This is a genomic window from Spirillospora sp. NPDC048824 (genome assembly GCF_043198455.1).
GTDB lineage: Bacteria > Actinomycetota > Actinomycetes > Streptosporangiales > Streptosporangiaceae > Spirillospora.
This window is the reverse complement of the sequence record NZ_JBICUS010000012.1, coordinates 79,747-98,985: the sequence shown is the minus strand read 5'-3', so window position 1 is coordinate 98,985 and position 19,239 is coordinate 79,747. Positions and strand designations below refer to the sequence as shown.

Below are 19,239 nucleotides of genomic sequence, written 5' to 3'. Positions count from 1 at the left end.
GCTACCCCGGCCGGGGCACCGAGGCGAACTGCGACATGCCGAGCCATCCGGACACCGACCGGCGGAGCGTCTCCGGCCCCCGGACCTCGACCGCGCCGGACCGCAGCGCGTCCTCCCAGCGGATGTCGCCGCGCCATATCTGGACCATGTCGCGCAGGCCGGTGGTCACCGTCACCGACACCTCGTAGCCGGGATCCGCGTCGCAGACGTCGGCCTCGCCGGACGTGAGCACGAGCCACCAGCGGCGGTCCCGGGCGGGGACGTCGGGGAAGTCGAACAGGACGACCGTCCGCCCGTCCGGGAGTGCGCCGCGGTCGATGCCGCGGCGCATGTCCCACATCAGCAGTTTCGGGTCGAGGTCCCGGTCCCCGAGCTCTCCCACCCACCGGACTCCCCAAACGGCGAGAGCCTCGACCACCGGCCGCAGCTCCTCACCCGCCGGAGTCAAGACGTACCTGACGTCGTTCCCGGCGACCCTCTTGTCCACGACACCGGCGCGAACCAGCTGGTTCAGCCGCTTGGACAGCAAGGTCGGGGACATGCGGGGCACACCGCGGCGCACCTCGTTGAAACGCTCGCTCCCGGACAGCAGCTCCCGGATGATCAGCAGCGTCCAGCGCTCGTCGAGCAGCTCCATCGCCTTGGCGACGGGGCAGAACTGGTAATAGGAGGCCCCCATGCTTCGCAGGCTAAGACGCCGCGGCCCCGGCCACCAGTACAGATCCTGTACTAGGAGCCGGTTCGCCCCGTGCCTAGCGTGGTTCACACGAAACGAGGGGAGCCGCCATGGGGGACACGATCGACACGATCGACACGGTCAAGGCCGGTCACCGCAAGATGTGGGCGCTCGGGGACTACCCGACGCTGGCCGCCGAGGTCATCTGGGACCTGGGCGGGGTTTTGGTCGAGGCGTCGGGCGTCGGAAGCGGCGACCGGGTGCTGGACGTCGCCGCGGGGTCGGGCAACGCCGCGATCGCCGCCGCGCTCGCCGGCGCGGACGTGGTGGCCAGTGACCTGACACCGGAACTGCTGGAGGCCGGACGCAAGGAGGCCGCCCGCCACGACGCGCACCTGGAATGGCGGGAGGCCGACGCCGAAGCGCTGCCGTTCGGCGACGCCGAGTTCGACGCCGTCGTGTCCTGCGTGGGCGTCATGTTCGCCCCCCACCACCAGGCCGCCGCCGACGAACTGGTCCGCGTCTGCCGCCCCGGCGGCACCATCGGCCTGCTCAGCTGGACGCCGGAGGGATTCATCGGCGAGATGTTCAAGACGATGAAGCCGTTCGCGCCGCCGCCCCCGCCGGGCGCGCAGCCCCCGCCGCTCTGGGGCGGCCCCGGCCACGTCGAGGCACTCCTCGGCGACCGGGTCACCGATCTCACCTTCCGCCGCAAGAAGATCCGGATCGACCTCTTCGAAACCCCCGAGGCCTTCCGCGACTACTTCAAAACCCGCTACGGCCCCACCATCGCCGTCTACAACCACATAGCCGGCGACCCCGGAAAGGTGGCCGCCCTCGACGAGGCCCTGACCGACCTGGTCCGCAACCACAACCGCGGCACCTCGAACACGTCCACCGACTGGGAGTACCTCCTGGCAACCGCCCGCCGCCGGCCCTGACCACCTCCACACCCGGCCCGTTGCGCACGCCGAGCGCAACGGGCCGGTCAATGAGCGCTTACCTTCCGTTCAGTGCCTACTGGGCGCGCAACAAGATCGACGAGGCGATCGGCGAGCTGCTCGCCGCAGAACGACGGGCACCTGAGCAGGTCCGCACACACATGATGAGCCGCCAGCTCGTGATGAAGCTTCGCGCCACCACGCTCGGCCGCCGCAGCCGTCCGCTGGCCGACCTCGCTCACCGGATGAACGTCATCTGATGGATCTTCTACGCTCAACACCGTGAGCGACGACCCAGCCGACAGCTTCACCCGCGCCCGAGCGGCCGCAGGCGTCCTGTTCTTCAACGACCGTGACCAGGTGCTCCTGGTCGACCCCTCCTACAAGAACTATCGCGACATCCCCGGCGGCTACATCGAACACGGGGAAACGCCCCGGCAGGCCGCGAGCCGTGAGGTCACCGAGGAGCTGGCCATCAACCCGCCCGTCGGTCGGCTGCTCGTCGCCGACTGGGCGCCGAACGACACCGAAGGCGACAAAGTCCTGTTCATCTTCGACGGCGGCACACTCGCTGACGACCAGCTCGCCGCCATCGAGCTCGACCCGAACGAGCTGACCGGTTACGGCTTCCACAACGTCGGCCAAGCCCACGAGCTGACGATCAGCCGTCTGGCCCGTCGCATCGTTCACGGCCACGCCGCCAGACAGGACGGCGCCACCCGCTACCTGGAGCACGGTGAGTGGTCGTGTTGACCCCCGGTCGACGAATCACCGGATCAGGCAGCCGCCGTGGCAGTGCGCAGGGCTCGACTTCTTGCTCACTGAGTGCTGGCCATCAGCTCGTCTGCCGCCTACACGAGATCCCTGGCGGCCGAACGACTCTCGCGGGGCACCCGACTCCGAGACCCTCAGCACCCTCCCGGTGTTGATGAAGCAGGGCCCCATGAGGGCGGACGTGTATACGCTGCATGTTCCAAGTACGGTGGCAGTCGGTGTTCTATGACGCGGGGTGGGTGTTGATCAGTCCGTACGTGCGTCGTCTGCGGCTTGCGGCGGAGTTGCGCGAGCTGCGGGAGCGGACCGGGGTCTCGGCGCAGGAACTGGCCAAGAGCTCCGGCGTGTACCGGCAGATGATCAGCAAGCTGGAGAACGCGCACGTCGCACCAGGCCAGGAGGACGTGCAGCGGCTCCTGGACGTCCTCGGCGTCGAGGGCGACGAATGGACCCAGCTCGTGCAGATCACCGCAGGAGGCGGCGTCGCACGGCTGGTGGGAGTCCTCGGGGATCGGTGAGCGCCAGGCCAGGTTCGCCAACCTGGAGGCTGGTGCGAACGTGATCCGCGAGTACCAGCAGAACCTGATCCCAGGGCTGTTGCAGACCGAGGAGTTCATCTCCACGCGCTTGGCCAACACCGAGCTGCCGTTGCCGCCCGACGCCGAGGTCGCCGGTGTGCTGAAGGGACGGGTCGGTCGGCAGCGGATGCTGCACCGTCCGAACGGCCCGTCTTACGAGGTGATCCTCAGCGGTGACCCGAAGGTGGTGGCTCTGGAAGCGGTGACCACCGACCTCGTCCTCACCGATTCGGAGCAGATTGCGCAGTTCGAGATGGTGTACGGCGGTCTCGCCCGTGCAGCCCTGTCGGCGGAGCGGTCACGCGGCGCCCACACGGTGTGTGGTGGCTTGCCGGTATGCAGCGATTCGATGCGAAGTCGATGAAACCGATGAGCATCCCCGTTACGGTCGACCCGGTGCCGCCGTCAGTGTGCTTGGAGTCGTATGGGGACCCCTAAGGTCAGCGTCATCGTGCCCGTCCACAACTGTGCGGGATCACTGGACCGGACGTTTCGGTCCGTCTTCGAGCAGACGCTGCCGGACGAGGTCATCGAGATCATCGCGGTGGACGACGGGTCGACCGACGGCGGCGGGGAAGTGCTCGACCGGCTCGCGGCGGGACGGCCCGGGTTCGTGGTCGTGCACCAGCCGGCGTCCGGTGGTCCGGGACGGCCCCGGAACGTGGGGATTGAGCGCGCCACCGGTGAGTACGTCTTCTTCCTCGACGCCGACGACTGGCTCGGACCCGAGGCGCTCGAACGCTGCTGCGCGATGGCAGACGAGAACGGTACGGACGTGGTCGTCCCCAAATATGTGGGGGTCGGGCGCCGGGTTCATCCGGAACTGTTCAAGGAGAACGTGGAGTTCGCCACGATTTCCGATCCCGTGCCGAACCTCTACGGCAGCATCACCGCACTCAAGCTCTACCGGCGGGCGTTGCTCGAACGGCACCACATCCGTTTCCCCGAGGGCGTCCTGTCCGGTGAGGACCAGATCTTCGCCGTCCGCGCTTATTTCGAGGCCAAGGGCGTGTCCGTGGTGGCCGACCACGACTGCTACTACTGGGTCGCCCGTGAGGACGGTACCAGCGCGTTGCAGCGCGGTGGCGCGCCCGCCGAGCTGTACTTCCCGGAGATCGACCGGCTGATGGCCTTCGTGTCGGAGCGGACGGGTCCCGGGCCGGTGCGCGACCGGCTGCTGCGCCGCCATTTCGCCGTCGAGGTCTTCTCCCGGTTCGATCCCCGGTACCAGGCGTTCGACGCCGGGGAGCGGCACGCCACTCGGGAAGCGGCCCGCCGGCTGCTGGAGCGCTACGGCAACGATGGGATCATGCGGCACCTCCCGCCGTACGCGCGGCTGATCGGCCACGCACTCCGCCACCGGATGGACGAACTGGTCGACGAGGCGGCGCGGGTGCGCGCCGAGAGGCCGCAGAGGTACGTCCTCGACGGCGACCGTGTCTTCGCGGTGTACCCGGGGTTTCGCGATGGGCGGCTCGGCGTCCCCGACGAGGTGTACGCCGTGTCGCAGCCGCCGGAGCAGAAATGGTTTCTGAGCGGTGTCGAATGGCGGGACGGCCGGCTGGCCGTCCGCGGGTACGCGATCGCCGAGCCGCTGGGCGAGGCGGCGGCCTGGTCCGGTGAACTCGTCGTGCGCCGGAGGGGCGGGACGGGCGAGCACCGGACGCCGTTCGAACGGGTCGGCACCACCGATGACGGACGCGCCGTCCTCGGCGCGGAGATCGACCCCCTGGCCGCCGCGGACGCCCCCGGGCGCTACGACGTCTTCGTGTCAGCGCCGTACCGGGGACGCGTTCACGAAGGACGGCTGGGGGCGGGGGACATCGCCGTCCCGGAGGCCGGAGGCCCGGCGATGGGCGATGGCCGGCCCGTGGTGACGCCGTATCTGACGGCCGGGACGTCGTCCCTCGCGTTGCGCGTCAGCGCGGTCGCGCCCGCCCCGGGGACGGAAACGTCCGCCGGGCGTCCCGGCCCGCTCCGGCCCGCCGTCGTGGCGGAGAGGGCGGCCCGGTTGCTGCGCCGTGTCCTCGGCGGCGGGCCGTCCTGACCTCCCCGCGCACGGGACGGCGAAGGCCCCGGCGAGCGTGCTCGCGGGGCCTTCGGCGGTGACGTCGGGGACGGGGGGTCAGCCGGAGCCGCTGACGGCCTCGACCACCTCGGCGGGCAGCCGCTCCCGGTGGCCTTCGATCTCCTCGTTCAGCCTGGCCATCGTCCGGCTGTAGTCGCGGCTGGACAGCCAGAACTTGTAGATGATGACGAGTTCGAAGGCGAGCATCCCGGCTCCGCTGACGGCGATGACGGGGATCATGGCGCCGGAGACGATCGCGGCGGCGATCGGGGCGATGATGAACACGCCCATCTGGAACTCGATGCCGCTGATCAGGTGGGGGCGGATGCGGCCGGCGGTCAGGACGTTGCGGATTCGCGCATACCAGGGGAAGCGCTGGTTGAATCCGGCCTGGAGCACCACGTTGGGGTGATCGGTGAGGACCTGGTTCTCCATGTCCTCCGGGTCCTCGGACAGTGCGTCCTCGACGAGTCGCCCGTCCGCGCCGGCGGCGCCGAGGGTGTCACCGGCGGGGGTGTTCGCCGCCAGGCGCAGCGCCCCGGCCTCCGCGTGGGCCGCCCTGAGCGTGCTGCGCATCTGGGAACGCACCTTGTAGATCTCCAGGGCGTCCATGTAGCGGAGCATGTCGAGGAAGACGACGGCGAGGGCGGTCCAGAGGTAGGCGACGTTGCCGGTGGCGGCGTACTGGCCGGCCATGAGGGCGATGGCGCAGGCGAGGACGCGGACGCGGTCGAAGATGTAGTCGAGCCAGGCGCCGAAGACCGAGCCGGTGCCCTTCAGGCGGGCGATCTTGCCGTCCATGCAGTCGAGGGTGAACGACAGGTGGTACAGCAGCGCCCCTGCCAGGAGCCAGGGCCAGGAGGCGACGGCGAAGCAGGCGCCGGCGGCGAGGCCGAGGAGGAGGGCCCCGACCGTCAGCTGGTTCGGTGTCACCTTCGTCCGGTTGGCGGTGAACTTCACCAGCCGGGCGGCGAGCGGGTCGACCAGCAGTACCGTCCACCATGCGTCACGCGCCTTGTACGTCCGTTGCCGAACGTCCTCGAGCGTGAAGTTCGCCATGGAGAGGGGTGTCCTTTCGATTGTGAACGAGGCTTCTCCGCCGTGGTGGCGCAACCTCGATATGGGAACCGGTCACGGCATGCGCGTGCCCCCTGATCCGCATGCTCGGGCCGTCACGGCCGGAACCGATCGTATCTGGTGACCACGATCGGTTCCCACGAAGTCACGGAGTCGGGGTTTTCACGCCCTCCGGGCCGGGGCCGGGCCGTCCTACGGGTGGCCCAGCATGCGGTCCACGACGCGGGCGGCGGCGTGTCCGTCGTCCCACGCGCAGAACTTGCTCCGGAACGCCTCGTAGCGGTCGGAGTGGACCGGCATCGCCGTCCCGGCGGCGCGGACCGCCTCGATGACCTCCGCCGAGGTCCGGCAGAGCGGGCCGGGCGCCTCGGCCTCCAGGTCGAAATAGAAGCCGCGCAGCCGGTCGCGGTACTGCTCCAGGTCGTAGGTGAAGAACAGCTGCGGGCGGCCGGTCACCGCGAAGTCGAACATCACCGAGGAGTAGTCCGTGATCAGGATGTCGGAGATCAGGTACAACTCGGCGATGTCGGGGTAACGGCTGACGTCGACGGCGAACGAGCCGTCGGTGCCGGCGACCCCACCGCCGAGGTTGAAGTGGCCGCGCACCAGCAGCACGTGGTCGCCGGCGAGCGCGCTCCGCGCCGCGTCGAGGTCGAGCCGCAGGTCCATGCTGTGCGTTCCGGGGCGGACCTGGTCGTCGCGCCACGTCGGCGCGTACAGCACCACCGTCTTGCCGGCGGAGATCCCGAGCCGCTCGCGGACCCGCGCCGCCCGCACCGCGTCACCGCGGACCAGCAGGTCGTTGCGCGGGTAGCCGGACTCGATGACCTCACCGTCAAAACGGAACGCGCGCTTCATGATCGGTGTGCTGAACGGGTTGGGCGACACCAGCGCGTCCCACTGGGCGACGTCGAGGCCGAACCGGCGCAGATAGTCCTGGGCGTTGCGGAACTGGGGCCGCTCGATGTCGTGGCCGATGCGCTTGAGCGGAGTCCCATGCCAGGTCTGGACGTAGAGCTGGCCGTCCCGCTTGGTGAACCATTCGGGCATCGGGTCGTTGCCCACGACGTACTTCGCCTGGGCCAGGGCGCGGAAATGTTCACGGCTGCCGTACAGGACGGTCCGCACGCCCTCGGGGACGGTGAACTGGCCGTCCCTGGTGACCCAGACGTACTCCAGGCCGGGACGCCGCCGCGCCATCTCCTCGTAGACGGCGCGCGGGCTGTCGGAGTACTGCCGGCCGCGGAAACTCTCGAACACGGCCAGGTCGCGCAGCGGCTCCGAGAGGTACCGGGGGTAGTCGTGCAGCGTGATCCGCTTCAGCCCGTGGACGCCGCGCTCCTCGTCGTCCAGCGCGGGAAGCGATTCCAGGCGCAGCGCGTCGCCCTGGTAGGCGGCGAGCCTGAACGAGTGCACGCCGATCACGCGCGGCTCGGGGAGCCCCGCCACGGACGAGCGGGCGACGGCGACCGCGACCTCGCCCCCGGCGGCCGGGGCGAAGAACCCCCAGTGCCCGCTCGCCAGCGGCAGCTCGTCGCCGAAGCGCGGGATCCGGGCCGGGGACAGCTCCGCGGTGAAGCCCCGCTCGTCCCAGGTCACGGGGAAGCGGTGGGTGTCGCCGCCGTCGCGCAGCCGCACCAGCAGATGGTCCGGCCGTCCGGCGCCGGCCATCTCCCCGGTGAGGACGAGCCGCCCGTCCCGCGTCCACTCCGCCCCGGTCACCGCCGGCCGCCGCGAACGCTCCAGGACGCGCAGGTTGCCGAACCTGGTGCGGGTGACGACGATCTCGTCGGTGCCGAGGGAGTGCCGCAGCTCGACGTCGTCGCCGATGGTGAGCCTGACCGGCTTGGCATGCCCGGCCACCTGCAGCGAAGCCTTCCAGTCCAGGCCCTCGGTCACCCAGACGTGCAGCATCGCGGCGGTCTCGGCGCCGTGCGAGACGAGCACGTCGACGGGCACCCGCGCGCTGAACCCGCCGTCCGCGGCGACGTCCGCGGGCAGCCGCGCCTCGGCCATGCCCTGCTGCCGGGCCAGCACCAGCTCACCGGACGCGGCGGCGTCGATGCCGGGGACGCGGCCGTCCAGCACGATGGCGTCGTCCTCGGCGCGCGCCGCCGTGACGTGCGCGACGAGCCTCTTCACCTGGACGCCGAATCGGTCGTCGGGCGTGGTGACCGGCCGGATCGACACGTCCGGGGACGGGTGCCACGCGTTCGCCCAGCGCACGCTGCTGCGCCGGGGGCCCCGCAGCTGCCCGGCGCGGCGCAGCCCGCCCGGCGCGGTGACCTCGGCGTGCAGTTCCCAGGTGCCCGCGCGCAGCGTCTCCGGCGGCGGCCGCCGGTCGAGCAGCCTGCGGAGACGCCGGCGTCCGGCGCCCAGGTCCGCCGGGTCGACGGCGACGGCGAACCCGGCCCAGTCGTAGTCGGCGGCCGCCCGGCGCGCGTCGGCGGACACGTCGGGACGGCGGGTACGCCGCACGGGCAGCTCCACCCGCAGGTCCGAACGGGAGTGCTTCAGCCACACCCGGATCCGGCACGCCTCCGGCCCGGCGTCCGGATCGGTCATCGGGACGCGCGTGATGTAGGCGTGGCCCGAGATGTGCAGCTTTCCGTCCTCCCAGTGGGCCTCGTCGGCCCGGCCGCGCAGGCTCAGCTCGTCGGTGACGTCGTAGAGCTCGTCGGGGACCGCGCGCTCCGGGTCGCCGAAGAACGGGTACCGCGCATACCAGCGGTCGTCCCTGCGCTCCACCTCGGCGGTGAACATGCGGGCCTGCTGGAAGCCGATGAGCTCCAGCAGCTCCTCGAACATCCCCGCGGCGATGAAGTGGTACTTGAGCCGCTTCAGCGCCGTCAGGTCGCGCAGTGCGGTGTCGCCGGCCTCGTCCAGGATGGCCGTCACCAGCGTGCGCAGCCGCTTCCGGTACTCGGGGCCGCCCTCGCCCGCCACGTCGACGTACAGCGGCAGCTCCCCGGACAGCGCCGAGGTCATCTGGAGGCGCCACAGTTCCGGTGACCGGTCGTGCAGGAAGGCGTTGACGGCCCGGACGGTCCGCACCCGGTCTTCGAGGTTGCCCGGCTCGGTGCGCCGCTGGGTGATCGACTGCGACTCCCCTTCGCGTTCCCGCCAGTAGTAGACGACATCGCTCAGGACGTCGACGGCCTCGGCGAGGAAGTGCGCCGGGATCGTCACCGGTGCGTCCTCGTACAGGCCGGGCGGGAAACGGAAGCCGTGCGCGTCGAAGAAGTCCTTGCGGAAGAGCTTGTTCCACGCGGTCCGGTCGCCCAGCAGGCCGGTCCGCCGCGTGATGTGCGTCCGCTCTTGCGGGGTCAGGAAGATCTCGGTGTGCATCGGTGACGGGCGCGGCCCGGCGGACGTGAGCCGCCGCACGCCGCCGCAGCACAGGTCCGAGCCGGTTCGCTCCAGGGAGCCCACCATCAGCTCGTAGGAGTAGCGGGGGACGATGTCGTCGGAGTCCATGAAGGCGAGGTAGCGGCCGCGGGCGTGCCGCACGCCGGTGTTGCGCGCCGGGCCGAGGCCCTGGTTCCGCTGGCGGACGAGGCGGAAGCGGCCGTCACGGTCCGCGAACTCCTTGGCGATCGTCGCGCTCGTGTCGGCCGAACCGTCGTCGACCATGACGACTTCCAGGTCGCTCAGCGTCTGCTGCGCGATGGACTCCAGGCAGGCGCCGAGGTAGTCCTCGACGTTGTAGAACGGAACGACGATGCTGAGAAGCGGCGACAACGACTCTCTCCGGCAGGGCGCGGCAAGATGGGGGATTCCGCTCTACGGCTGGACGAACGCGGCGGACAAACCGTACGGATGGTATCCGACCGATGCTCGCTCTACGTGGTTACCGCTTATCTCACCGGAGTCGCCCGGGGCGGCCGTCAGGCCGGCGCAGCGGAGTGAAGGCCCACGTCATCCTGGGCTCCAGGGCCCAGTTCATGGTGCGGACGACCGGGCCGGCGCACAGTGCGGTGCCGACGGCGGCGGAGGCGGCGATGATGACGAACGTCCCCGGAAGCGTGTGCATCCAGGCCGCCTCCCACCAGCCGGCGTAGTCCAGCAGCCGGACGACGAACCCGTGCAGCAGGTACGTGTACAGCGTCGTGGCGCCGAGTGCGCTGAACCAGTAGCGCTTGCGGGGCACGACGGCGAGGAACGCGGCGACCAGCACCACCGCGCAGATGAACATGGCCGAGATCATCACGGTGCCCGCGGCGTTGCCGACGCCGAGTTCGGCGTACGGGTTCTTCCAGTAGACCCAGTCCTCCGACATGCGGTCCTTGGCGAAGAACGCGACGGCCAGCCCGCCGGCCAGCACGGCGGCGCCGATGGGCCGGGCGATCGGCCTCTTGAGGATCTCGAAGTGCTCGGGCTTCAGCGAGAGGCCGAGGACGAACAGCGGCAGGAGACCGAGCACCCGGTGGATGTTGAACGCCCCGCCGAGGTCGCTCATGTAGGACAGCAGCGAGAACGCCACGGCCAGCGCGAGCGGCCAGCGGACCTGCTGCCACACCGGCGTGGACAGGCGCCAGAGGAAGAGCGCGCACATGAACCACATGAGCCAGTACGGCTGGAGCAGGCTGAACTCCAGCCTCTCCCCGCCCGCCAGCCAGGCGAACAGCGCGTAGGCGATCTCGAACGTCACGTACGGCACGCCGACATGGGTGATGAGCTTGCGCGCCTTGCCGGTGGAGAACGTCCAGTTCCTGGAGAGGTAGCCGGTGATCACGATGAACAGCGGCATGTGGAACATGTAGACGAAGATGTACAGGGCCTTGGCGAAGGGGACGTCCGACCGCACGTTGGCGATGGCGTGTCCCATCACCACCAGCAGAATCGCGAAGTACTTCGCGTTGTCGAAGAACGGGTCACGCTGCTTGCGCGGGCGGGTCTCCTGCACCCCGGTGCCACCGGGCGCCGCTGCCGCCCCGTGCGGGGGCGGTGCCGTTTCGGCGCCGGATGGCCTGGTGGTGTAGGTCATGGGCTGCCCGGTCAGGTCTCCTTGCAGATGTCGTCGCTGGCGCGGATCTCGCCCTGCTGCTTGGGAATCCCCGCGCCGGCGCTCTTCAGGTTCGTCCAGTTCCGTCCGATGACCAGGTCGACGACGCCCGGCGTGCCGCCCTCCCCGCGCGCCGCCGGCTGCGGCTTGCTGGGGATCAGCCCCGCCAGGGTCTGCGCCTGCTGGTCGGCACCGGAACCGTACAGCACCTTGGTGGCGGATGTGGCGGAAGGGGCGTTGCCGCCGACCGTGACCTGGAAGCCCTGCGACTCCAGGTCGTCCGCGACGCGGCCCGCCTGGCCGTTGATGCCGCTGCCGTTGAAGACCCGCACCCGCACCTGGCTCGGCGGGATCTTCGTGGCGCCCGGCTTGGGCTCCTTGGGCACGGTCTTGTCGTTGCGGACGGCGGCGAAGAACGGCTGGGCGGTGTCGCTGAGCGCGACCCGGTTCGGGTCCTGAGGGTCGGGCCCGGACGGGACGGTCACGAAGCGCAGCTTGCCGGAGGTCATGCCCTGCATCTCGCGGGCGATGTCCATCATGACCTGCGGCGTCAGCTCCTTGTCCGTGGTGAGCGACTCGGTGACCGCGTTCATCAGGCTGATGAGCTTCTTGGGGTTGCTGAGCACGCCCGCGCTCATCGCCTTGCTGGCGAGGGCGCCCATGAACTTCTGCTGGCGCTTGATGCGGTCGAGGTCGGAGCCGTCGCCGAGGCCGTGCCGGACGCGCACGTAGGCCAGCGCCTGCTCACCCTTGATGTTGTGCTTGCCCTTGGACAGCCTGAGCTTGGACTTGGGGTCGTTGACGGCCTTCGGCAGGCACACCGGGACGCCGCCGATCGCGGACGTGATCGCCTTGAAGCCGTTGAAGTCGACCTGCATGAAGTGGTCGACGCGGATGTTGGAGATGCTCTCGATGGTCTTGATGACGCACGCCGCGCCGCCGTTGGTGAACGCCGAGTTGATCTGGGCCCGCGACTGCGCCGGGATCGTCTGGCCGTTCCTGCCCTTGCAGGACGGCATCCGGACCATCAGGTCGCGGGGGAAGCTGATGCCCATCGCCTGGCCGCCGCCGGGGGACAGGTGCAGCAGGATCATCGTGTCCGAGCGGGGCGGTTCGTTCTTGAGCGAGCGGCCGTACTTGGCGTTGCCGCCCGCGCGGGTGTCGGAGCCGAGCAGCAGGATGTTCAGTGCCTCGTTCAGCTTCTTCGGCCGGTCGGGGCCGAGCTGGGCGTTGACGTCCTCGTGGGAGATGTTCCCGAACGCCTGGCGGTACAGGCCGTAGGCGGCGAGGGATCCGGCGACCATGACGACCGACAGTCCGATGCACACCCATCCGAGGATGCGCCAGCCACGACGAGGCGCCGGTTGGGGATCGACGTCGTCGACGTACTCCATGTACATCGGGTTGCTGTTCATCGGCTCCGAGGTCCGGGTCTAGGCAGTTCCAGGGGCGTGGGGACGTCCCCCACAAGGCGTACGCCCGCTTTCCGGGGTCGGGTGCTGGACGAGGGCAAGGGAGAGCGTAGGTCAGGCGAGCCGTCGCAGGTGCCCGGATTCGTCATCGGGTCCGGGCATACCGGCGACCACCGTCACATGCTCCACGGTCACACGACGATCTAGTGTCGATTTGTCGAAGTTTCGTTGGATTATGACGGAAGCACCCGAGATTAGTGGTGCAAGCAGGCCCGTCAGTACCCCGTCGAGTGTGGCGAACGACATGTCAACCAGGAGCCGGTCCCGTGCGTCGAGCTCCCATTCTTCGACGACGGCGCGGCCGGCGCCCACGAGTTCCGCGGCGGTGAGTGTGGTCTTTGTCACACTCATCGCGGGCGTCTCAGGCGTCACTTCCGGGCCCGGGACGAACCGGTCGCCGTAGCTGCGGACCTCCAGGGCGTAGTCGGTCACGCCGGGCGGGCACTCGCTGAGCGGCCCGCCCAGCGCGTGCAGCGACAACCCGACGATCTCCTCGGCCCCGCCCGACAGCACCTCGTCGGTGATCACGTCGTCCAGCACCTCCTGCGCCGCCGCCAGGATGTACGGCCCCGCCGCCCCGATCGGTTCGGCGGCGCCCGCCGCCTCGGAAGCGCCGCGGCGCCGGAACGTCTCCGGGTCGACCGGCTCCACCACGAGCCCGGCGGACCAGCAGGCCATCAGCCACACCGCGGTCTGCCAGTGCGGCGGCAGGACGAGCACGACCCGCGTGCCCGGCTCGGCGGCCAGCCCGTCCACCAGGAAGTTCGCCGTCTTGGCCACCCAGTTGTCGAACGTGCGCGCGGACAGTTCGACCCGTTCGCCGCTCGCGTCGTCGAAGAAGGTCACCAGCGGGTTGGACGGGTCGTCCGCCACCCGCCGCCGCAGCAGCTCCGCGGGCCCGGCCGCGTTCCCGGCGTGTGCGCTCATGGGCCGAGCGTATGCCCACATGATCAAGCGCGGGGCGGCACCCTGCCGGTACCGCTACGCTCCGCACGGGTGAACGAGTCGACGGACGAGCACGAGGCGAGAACATGAACGCGGGTCGGCTACTCGTGCGGGTGACCGTGATCCCGACGCTGCTCATCGTGGCGTGGCCGGCCGTGTCGCTGCCGCTGCTGATGGCGGGCGTGTTCCGCCCGGTCCCGGCGGTCGCGCTGTTCGTGCCCGCGGCGGCCCTGGTGCTGTGGCTGGGCCTGCGGTCCCGGCCGCGCACCGACGCCGGCGATGACACCGGCGATGACACCGGCACCGGCGCCACCGACGACGCACGTGACGACACCCGCGGCGCCGGGGACGCGGTGCCGTGGTGGACCGTCGCCGCCGTCCTCGGCATCACGGCGGCGTTCCTGGTGCTCCAGATCGTCATGAGCTCGGAGCAGATCATCGTCCGCCGCGACCCGGCCTCCTACGTGCAGTTCGCGACGTGGCTGGCCGAGCACGGGTCGCTGCCGATCCCGCTGATGGAGCAGGCGTTCGGCGGCCCCGACGGCGTCCTCTTCTTCGAGAGCCCCGCCTTCTACCAGCACGACGGCGCGATCGTCCCCCAGTTCATGGCGGGGCTGCCCCTGGTGCTGGCGCCCGGCGGCTGGATCGGCGGCACCCACGGCATCCTGCTGATGGCGCCGCTGCTCGGCGCGTGCTGCGTGCTCACGTTCGCCGGTCTGGTCGCCCGCCTCGTCGGGCCCCGCTGGGCTCCGGCGGGCGCGCTGCTCCTGGCGCTGACGCTGCCGATGCTCTACGTGTCCCGCAGCACCTTCAGCGAACTGCCCGCGATCGTCCTGCTGCTGGGCGGGCTGTCGCTGATGCACGACTCCCGGCGCGAGACGGGACGGCACGCCGACCTGAAGGCGTTCCTCGCGGGCCTGGCGCTCGGCCTCATCGTCCTGGTCCGCATCGACGGGCTGCGGGACGTCCTCCCGGTCCTCGTCTTCGCCGGGTTCTGCGTGGCGCGCACACGGTGGATCGGCTACTGGACGGCCGCCGGCCTGCTGCTCGGCGCCGGCGCCGGGCTGACCGAGGGCTTCACGCTGTCCCTGCCGTACCTGGCCTACCTGTACGCGTCGCTCGCGCCGCTGCTGGCCATCACGGTGGCGATCCTCGTGGCGACGACGGTCATGGTGGTGCTGCTGCGCTGGGACGTGACGGGGTCGCGGCTGCGCCGCGCCGGGGCGGCGGTCGCGCGCGGCCGGCTGCCGGGGGCGGCGGCCGTCCTGACCGTCCTGGTGATGCTGGGGTTCGCGCTCCGGCCGCTGGTGCAGACCGTCCGCCGTCCCCCGGCCACGCAGGACGACGAGATGAACGTCCGCTTCATCGAGACGATCCAGCGGATCCAGGAACTTCCGGTCGACGGCACCCGCCAGTACTCGGAGAACTCCCTCCACTGGGTCGCCTGGTACATCGGCGTCCCGGCGCTGCTGTTCGCGACGTTCGGTGCCGCGTTGCTGGTGCGGCGGCTGATGCGCGGGCGGTCCCCGGAGTGGCTGCTGCCCTACGCGATGATCGTCTGGACGACGACGCAGGTGCTGATCCGGCCGGGGATCACCCCCGACCATCCGTGGGCGTCCCGCCGGCTGATCGGCCTCGTCATCCCCGGCCTGCTGCTGTTCACCGTGTTCGCGTCGGCGTGGACGGTGCGGCGCGTCCGCCGGCTCGGCTACTCGCCGCGGGCGATGCGGACCGGCGCCATCGCCGGTGTCGCGCTGATGCTGGTGCCGGTCGTGCTGACGTCCGGCGGCTACCTGGTGACCAGGACGGAGCAGCACGAGGTGGCCGCCGTCGACGGGATGTGCGACGCGCTGAAGCCGGGCGACTCCGTCGTGGTCGTCGAACGCTCCACCGCCGAGCGGTTCCTGCAGGTCGTCCGCGGCATGTGCGGGGTGCCCGCCGCGCGCACGACCGACGCCGCCACACCCGCCGACCTGCGGCGCGTCATCTACAAGGTCCGGGAGGCCGGACGCCGCCCGGTGATCATGGGGGCGAAGGCGAGGGACGTGGCCCCGTACGGGCGGCCGTCCCGGGTCCTGTCGCTGAAGACCCGGCAGGACGGGCGCACGCTCACCGAGCCGCCCGGCAGCACCTGGGGGCTCGCCATGGAGGTCTGGATCGCCGAGCCCTCCCCGGCTTGAGGCGGCCCAAGCGCGCCGGGGCGAGTATCCTCGCGCTGCGTGAGCACCCAGTCTGCCGAGACCCAGTCCGCCGAGACGATGGCCCAGCCCGCTCCCGAGGCCCCGCCCGGGCCGCAGGCCCCGGCGTCCCAGGTCTCGCCACCCGAGCCCGAGCCCGGGCCCGCGCCGGAGCGGGCCGAGCCGGAGTCCGGCCCGGTCCACGTCACGATCGTGCTGCCCTGCTACAACGAGCAGGACCACGTGATCGACGAGGTCGAGCGCATCTGCGCGGCCATGGACGGCGGCGGCAAGACCTACGAGCTGCTGGCCGTCGACGACTGCTCGACCGACGCGACGCTCGCGCGGCTGCGGGAGGCGGCACCCCGCTTCCCGCACATGCGGGTCATCGCGTTCCAGCACAACAGCGGGTCGGGCACGGTGCGGCGCATCGGCTCCCAGCAGGCCCGCGGCGAGATCGTCGTGTGGACGGACGCCGACATGTCCTACCCCAACGAGCGGATCCCCGAGCTCGTGGACCTCCTGGACACCGACCCGTCCGTCGACCAGGTCGTGGGGGCGCGCACGAGCGAGGAGGGCTCGCACAAGGCGCTGCGGGTGCCCGCCAAGTGGTTCATCCGCAAGGTCGCCGAGCGGCTCACCAACAGCAGGATCCCCGACCTGAACTCGGGGCTGCGCGCGTTCCGCCGCGAGGTGTCGCTGCCGTACCTGCGGCTGCTGCCGCCCGGGTTCTCCTGCGTCACGACGATCACGATCGCGTTCCTGTCGAACCAGCACCCGGTGCACTACATGCCGATCGACTACGCCAAGCGGGCCGGGAAGTCCAAGTTCCACTTCACCAAGGACGCCTACCGCTACATCCTGCAGGTGCTGCGGATGGTCATGTACTTCAACCCGCTCAAGGTGCTGATGCCGCCCGCGCTGTGGCTGATCGTGATCGGGCTGCTCAAGGGCGTGTTCGACATGGTGGTGCACTTCGGCTACTTCGCCAACAACACCATCATGATCTTCGTGACGGGGCTGATCATCGCGTCCCTGGCGCTGCTCGCCGACCTGATCGTCCGGTCGCGCGGCGACGTCTAGCGGGATGCCCGGAAAACGGCGGATCGCCATCGTCGGGCCCGCGTTCCCCTACAAGGGCGGCGGGGCCCACCACACCACGGAGCTGGCGCACCGGCTGGCCGCCGCGGGCCACGACGTGGTCATCGAGTCGTGGCGCGCCCAGTACCCGGGGTTCCTGTACCCGGGGCAGCAGACGATCTCCGAGCCGGAGGGGGAGCCGTTCCCCGGCACCCGGCACCGGCTCGACTGGCGCCGCCCGGACGGCTGGTGGCGCACCGGCCGCGGCCTGCGCGCCTGCGATCTCGTCGTCCTCGCGGTGCTGAGCCCGGTTCAGGTGCCGTCCTACCTGGGCATCCTGTCGGGGCTCCGGCGCGGCGCCCCGGTGGTGGCGCTGTGCCACAACGTCCTGCCGCACGAACGCAAGCCGTACGACGAGCCGCTGATGAGACGGCTGCTGCGGAAGTCCGACGGTGTCCTCGTCCATTCCGAGGCGCAGGCGGAACTGGCGCGCACGCTCACCGGGCGTCCCGTGAGGGTCGCGGAGATGCCCGCGCACCTGCCCGTGGCGGCCGCCCGCCCGTCCGGCGACGGGGGCGGCGGAAAGGTGCGGCGCCGGCTGCTGTTCTTCGGGATCGTCCGCCCGTACAAGGGGCTGGACGTCCTGCTGCGCGCCCTCGCCGAAGGCCCGGACGACGTGGCGCTGACCGTCGCGGGCGAGTTCTGGGGAGGGCTGGACGAGACGCGCGAGCTCGTCCGGTCGCTGGACCTGGCCTCGCGGGTGGAGCTGCGCCCGGGTTACGTCCCGGCCGCCGACGTCCCGGGGCTGTTCGCCGCCGCCGACGCGCTCGTCCTGCCGTACCGGACGGCCACCGCGTCGCAGAACGTGTGGATGGCCCACGAGTACGGCCTGCCGGTGATCGCCACCGACGCCGGCGGGTTCGCGGACCAGGTCCGCGACGGCGTCGACGGCCTGATCTGCGCACCCGGCGACGTGGCGTCCCTCACGGACGCGCTGGGCCGGTTCTACGCACCGGGGGAGCCGGAGCGGCTGCGCTCCGGCGTCCGCCCGGCCGACCACGGCCCGGTGTGGGCCGCCTATCTCGACGCGCTCACAGGCGACGCGCTCACAGGTGGGGTTCGATGACCTTCATCAGGGCGCGCTTGGGCTTGGCGCCGACGATCTGCTCGACGACCTCGCCGTCCTTGTAGAGCAGCAGCGTCGGGAGGCCCATCACGTTGTACTTGTTCGGCGTCTCGGGGTTCGCGTCGTAGTCCAGCTTGGCGATCTTGATCTTGCCGTCCTGCTCCGCGGCGATCTGTTCGAGCACCGGGGCGATCATGCGGCAGGGCCCGCACCAGTCGGCCCAGAAGTCGACCAGTACCGGGGTGTCGCTGCTGAGGACCTCATCCGCGAACGTCGCGTCGGTCACGGTGACTGGGGCCGTCACGGTCCCTCCTTCGTTGGCTGCGTTCCCCTCACAAGCTCCTTGGGCGGCGGTTCATTCCCCGAGCCCGGCGTCGTGCGCCCGAGCAGCAACGCGACCCCCGCGTTGATCAGGTCGGCGGCGGTCAGCAGCACCCGGGACGCGATCGCGACGACGACCGGCGCGCCCGCGGGCAGCACGGGCGTCAGCACCACCGTCAGCGCGGCCTCCCGCGCCCCGATGCCGCCCGGCGCGATGAAGACGAGGAACCCGGCGACGAACGCCAGCGCGTACGCGCCCGTCGCGAGGAACGGCAGGCCCTTCCCGTCGCCTCCCACGGCCATGCACAGCAGCCAGGTGTGCACGCCGAACAGGACCCAGCCGAGGACCGTCCAGCCGACGGCCCTGAGCGTCACGCCCAGGCTCACCGGACGCTCCAGCGGCGGCCGCCGGATGATCCTGAGCATCAGTCCCAGGGACCACGTCACGATCTTCGGGTGGAGCAGGATCAGCAGGACGGGCGCCAGCGGGAACAGGAACCAGTACGTCTCCCGCGCCGCCACCGACGTCAGCGGCAGCGTCACCGCCGCGACCGCCAGCCCGCACGCCGTGGACGTCGCCACCGCCAGCAGCGTCGACCCGAAGCTGCGCTCGGGCGGCACGTCGTGCTCCCGCGTCATCTCGATCTGCGTCACCAGCGCCCACACCTTGCCGGGGACGTACTTGCCGAGCTGGGAGATCCCGGAGATCCGGAAGATGGCGCGCACCGGCAGCGGCGACCCGAGGCCGCTGAGGAACTCCCGCCATCCGAGCATCCAGACGAAAAGGCCGGCCAGGCCCACGGCGAGCGCCGCGGCCAGCGCCACCCAGGACATCTGCTGGAACGCGTCCACCGTCGCGTCCCACTGGGAGGCCACGCTGTAGGCGCAGAACGCCAGCGCGAGCACCACGAGGAACACGCGCAACGCCCGCACGGCGACGACCTTCATCTTCACGCGCCCAGCGTAGGCGAACACGACATCGCAGCCGTCCGCGCGGCC

General features: G+C 70.8%; 17 protein-coding genes. 9 read left to right on the top strand and 8 right to left on the bottom strand.

The features are described from left to right. Window position 1: 1 nt before the first annotated feature. Window positions 2-679: a winged helix-turn-helix transcriptional regulator gene (locus ACGFIS_RS23690; protein ID WP_392972488.1), complete on the bottom strand. Its 678-nt coding sequence runs from the start codon at window positions 677-679 to the stop codon at window positions 2-4. 107 nt (window positions 680-786) lie between these two features. On the opposite strand from ACGFIS_RS23690, the gene ACGFIS_RS23685 reads away from it, so the two are divergent. From ACGFIS_RS23685 to ACGFIS_RS23660, 6 genes are all read left to right on the top strand, one after another. Beyond that, window positions 787-1,617 (top strand): class I SAM-dependent methyltransferase, encoded by an 831-nt coding sequence (locus ACGFIS_RS23685; protein ID WP_392972486.1) that lies wholly within the window; start codon window positions 787-789, stop codon window positions 1,615-1,617. Window positions 1,618-1,667: 50 nt separating this feature from the next. Next, window positions 1,668-1,877, top strand: a complete 210-nt coding sequence (locus ACGFIS_RS23680) for a hypothetical protein (protein WP_392911881.1) — start codon at window positions 1,668-1,670, stop codon at window positions 1,875-1,877. Between the two features lie 22 nt (window positions 1,878-1,899). Continuing rightward, a complete protein-coding gene (locus ACGFIS_RS23675) occupies window positions 1,900-2,370 on the top strand; it encodes an NUDIX domain-containing protein (protein WP_392911883.1) in 471 nt (156 codons plus the stop codon). Between the two features lie 278 nt (window positions 2,371-2,648). Then, window positions 2,649-2,909: a helix-turn-helix domain-containing protein gene (locus ACGFIS_RS23670; protein ID WP_392911885.1), complete on the top strand. Its 261-nt coding sequence runs from the start codon at window positions 2,649-2,651 to the stop codon at window positions 2,907-2,909. Then, a complete protein-coding gene (locus ACGFIS_RS23665; RefSeq protein WP_392912137.1) occupies window positions 2,902-3,333 on the top strand; it encodes a Scr1 family TA system antitoxin-like transcriptional regulator in 432 nt (143 codons plus the stop codon). Before ACGFIS_RS23670 ends, ACGFIS_RS23665 begins: the two co-directional genes overlap by 8 nt. A gap of 60 nt (window positions 3,334-3,393) precedes the next feature. Continuing rightward, a complete protein-coding gene (locus ACGFIS_RS23660) occupies window positions 3,394-5,016 on the top strand; it encodes a glycosyltransferase family 2 protein (protein ID WP_392972484.1) in 1,623 nt (540 codons plus the stop codon). A 78-nt stretch (window positions 5,017-5,094) separates the two neighbouring features. Here the strand turns inward: ACGFIS_RS23660 and ACGFIS_RS23655 are convergent, their stop codons facing one another. From ACGFIS_RS23655 to ACGFIS_RS23635, 5 genes are all read right to left on the bottom strand, one after another. Next, entirely contained in the window at window positions 5,095-6,096 is a 1,002-nt protein-coding gene (locus tag ACGFIS_RS23655; protein WP_392911889.1) for a CDP-alcohol phosphatidyltransferase family protein, read from the bottom strand. A 210-nt stretch (window positions 6,097-6,306) separates the two neighbouring features. Beyond that, entirely contained in the window at window positions 6,307-9,855 is a 3,549-nt protein-coding gene (locus tag ACGFIS_RS23650) for a CDP-glycerol glycerophosphotransferase family protein (RefSeq protein WP_392972482.1), read from the bottom strand. A 121-nt stretch (window positions 9,856-9,976) separates the two neighbouring features. After that, window positions 9,977-11,101: an acyltransferase family protein gene (locus tag ACGFIS_RS23645; protein WP_392911893.1), complete on the bottom strand. Its 1,125-nt coding sequence runs from the start codon at window positions 11,099-11,101 to the stop codon at window positions 9,977-9,979. 11 nt (window positions 11,102-11,112) lie between these two features. Next, window positions 11,113-12,534, bottom strand: coding sequence for an LCP family protein (locus tag ACGFIS_RS23640; protein ID WP_392911895.1), 1,422 nt, complete (start codon window positions 12,532-12,534; stop codon window positions 11,113-11,115). A 111-nt stretch (window positions 12,535-12,645) separates the two neighbouring features. Continuing rightward, window positions 12,646-13,518 carry a TIGR03089 family protein gene (locus tag ACGFIS_RS23635; protein ID WP_392911897.1) on the bottom strand — a complete coding sequence of 291 codons (873 nt, stop codon included), beginning with the start codon at window positions 13,516-13,518 and terminating at the stop codon, window positions 12,646-12,648. Between the two features lie 104 nt (window positions 13,519-13,622). On the opposite strand from ACGFIS_RS23635, the gene ACGFIS_RS23630 reads away from it, so the two are divergent. Genes ACGFIS_RS23630 through ACGFIS_RS23620 form a run of 3 tightly spaced genes read left to right on the top strand, consistent with a single transcriptional unit; the run spans window position 13,623 to window position 17,919 of the window. Continuing rightward, window positions 13,623-15,716, top strand: a complete 2,094-nt coding sequence (locus ACGFIS_RS23630) for a hypothetical protein (RefSeq protein WP_392972480.1) — start codon at window positions 13,623-13,625, stop codon at window positions 15,714-15,716. Between the two features lie 39 nt (window positions 15,717-15,755). Next, window positions 15,756-16,796, top strand: a complete 1,041-nt coding sequence (locus tag ACGFIS_RS23625) for a glycosyltransferase family 2 protein (RefSeq protein WP_392911901.1) — start codon at window positions 15,756-15,758, stop codon at window positions 16,794-16,796. A 4-nt stretch (window positions 16,797-16,800) separates the two neighbouring features. Then, entirely contained in the window at window positions 16,801-17,919 is a 1,119-nt protein-coding gene (locus tag ACGFIS_RS23620) for a glycosyltransferase family 4 protein (protein WP_392911903.1), read from the top strand. Here the strand turns inward: ACGFIS_RS23620 and trxA are convergent. Next, on the bottom strand, window positions 17,900-18,223 hold the full coding sequence (gene trxA / locus ACGFIS_RS23615) for a thioredoxin (protein ID WP_392911905.1): 324 nt from the start codon (window positions 18,221-18,223) through the stop codon (window positions 17,900-17,902). The two genes, ACGFIS_RS23620 and trxA, sit on opposite strands and share 20 nt — an antisense overlap. Next, window positions 18,220-19,188: a lysylphosphatidylglycerol synthase transmembrane domain-containing protein gene (locus ACGFIS_RS23610; protein ID WP_392912139.1), complete on the bottom strand. Its 969-nt coding sequence runs from the start codon at window positions 19,186-19,188 to the stop codon at window positions 18,220-18,222. The genes trxA and ACGFIS_RS23610 overlap by 4 nt, the downstream gene beginning before the upstream one ends. Window positions 19,189-19,239 lie beyond the last annotated feature (51 nt).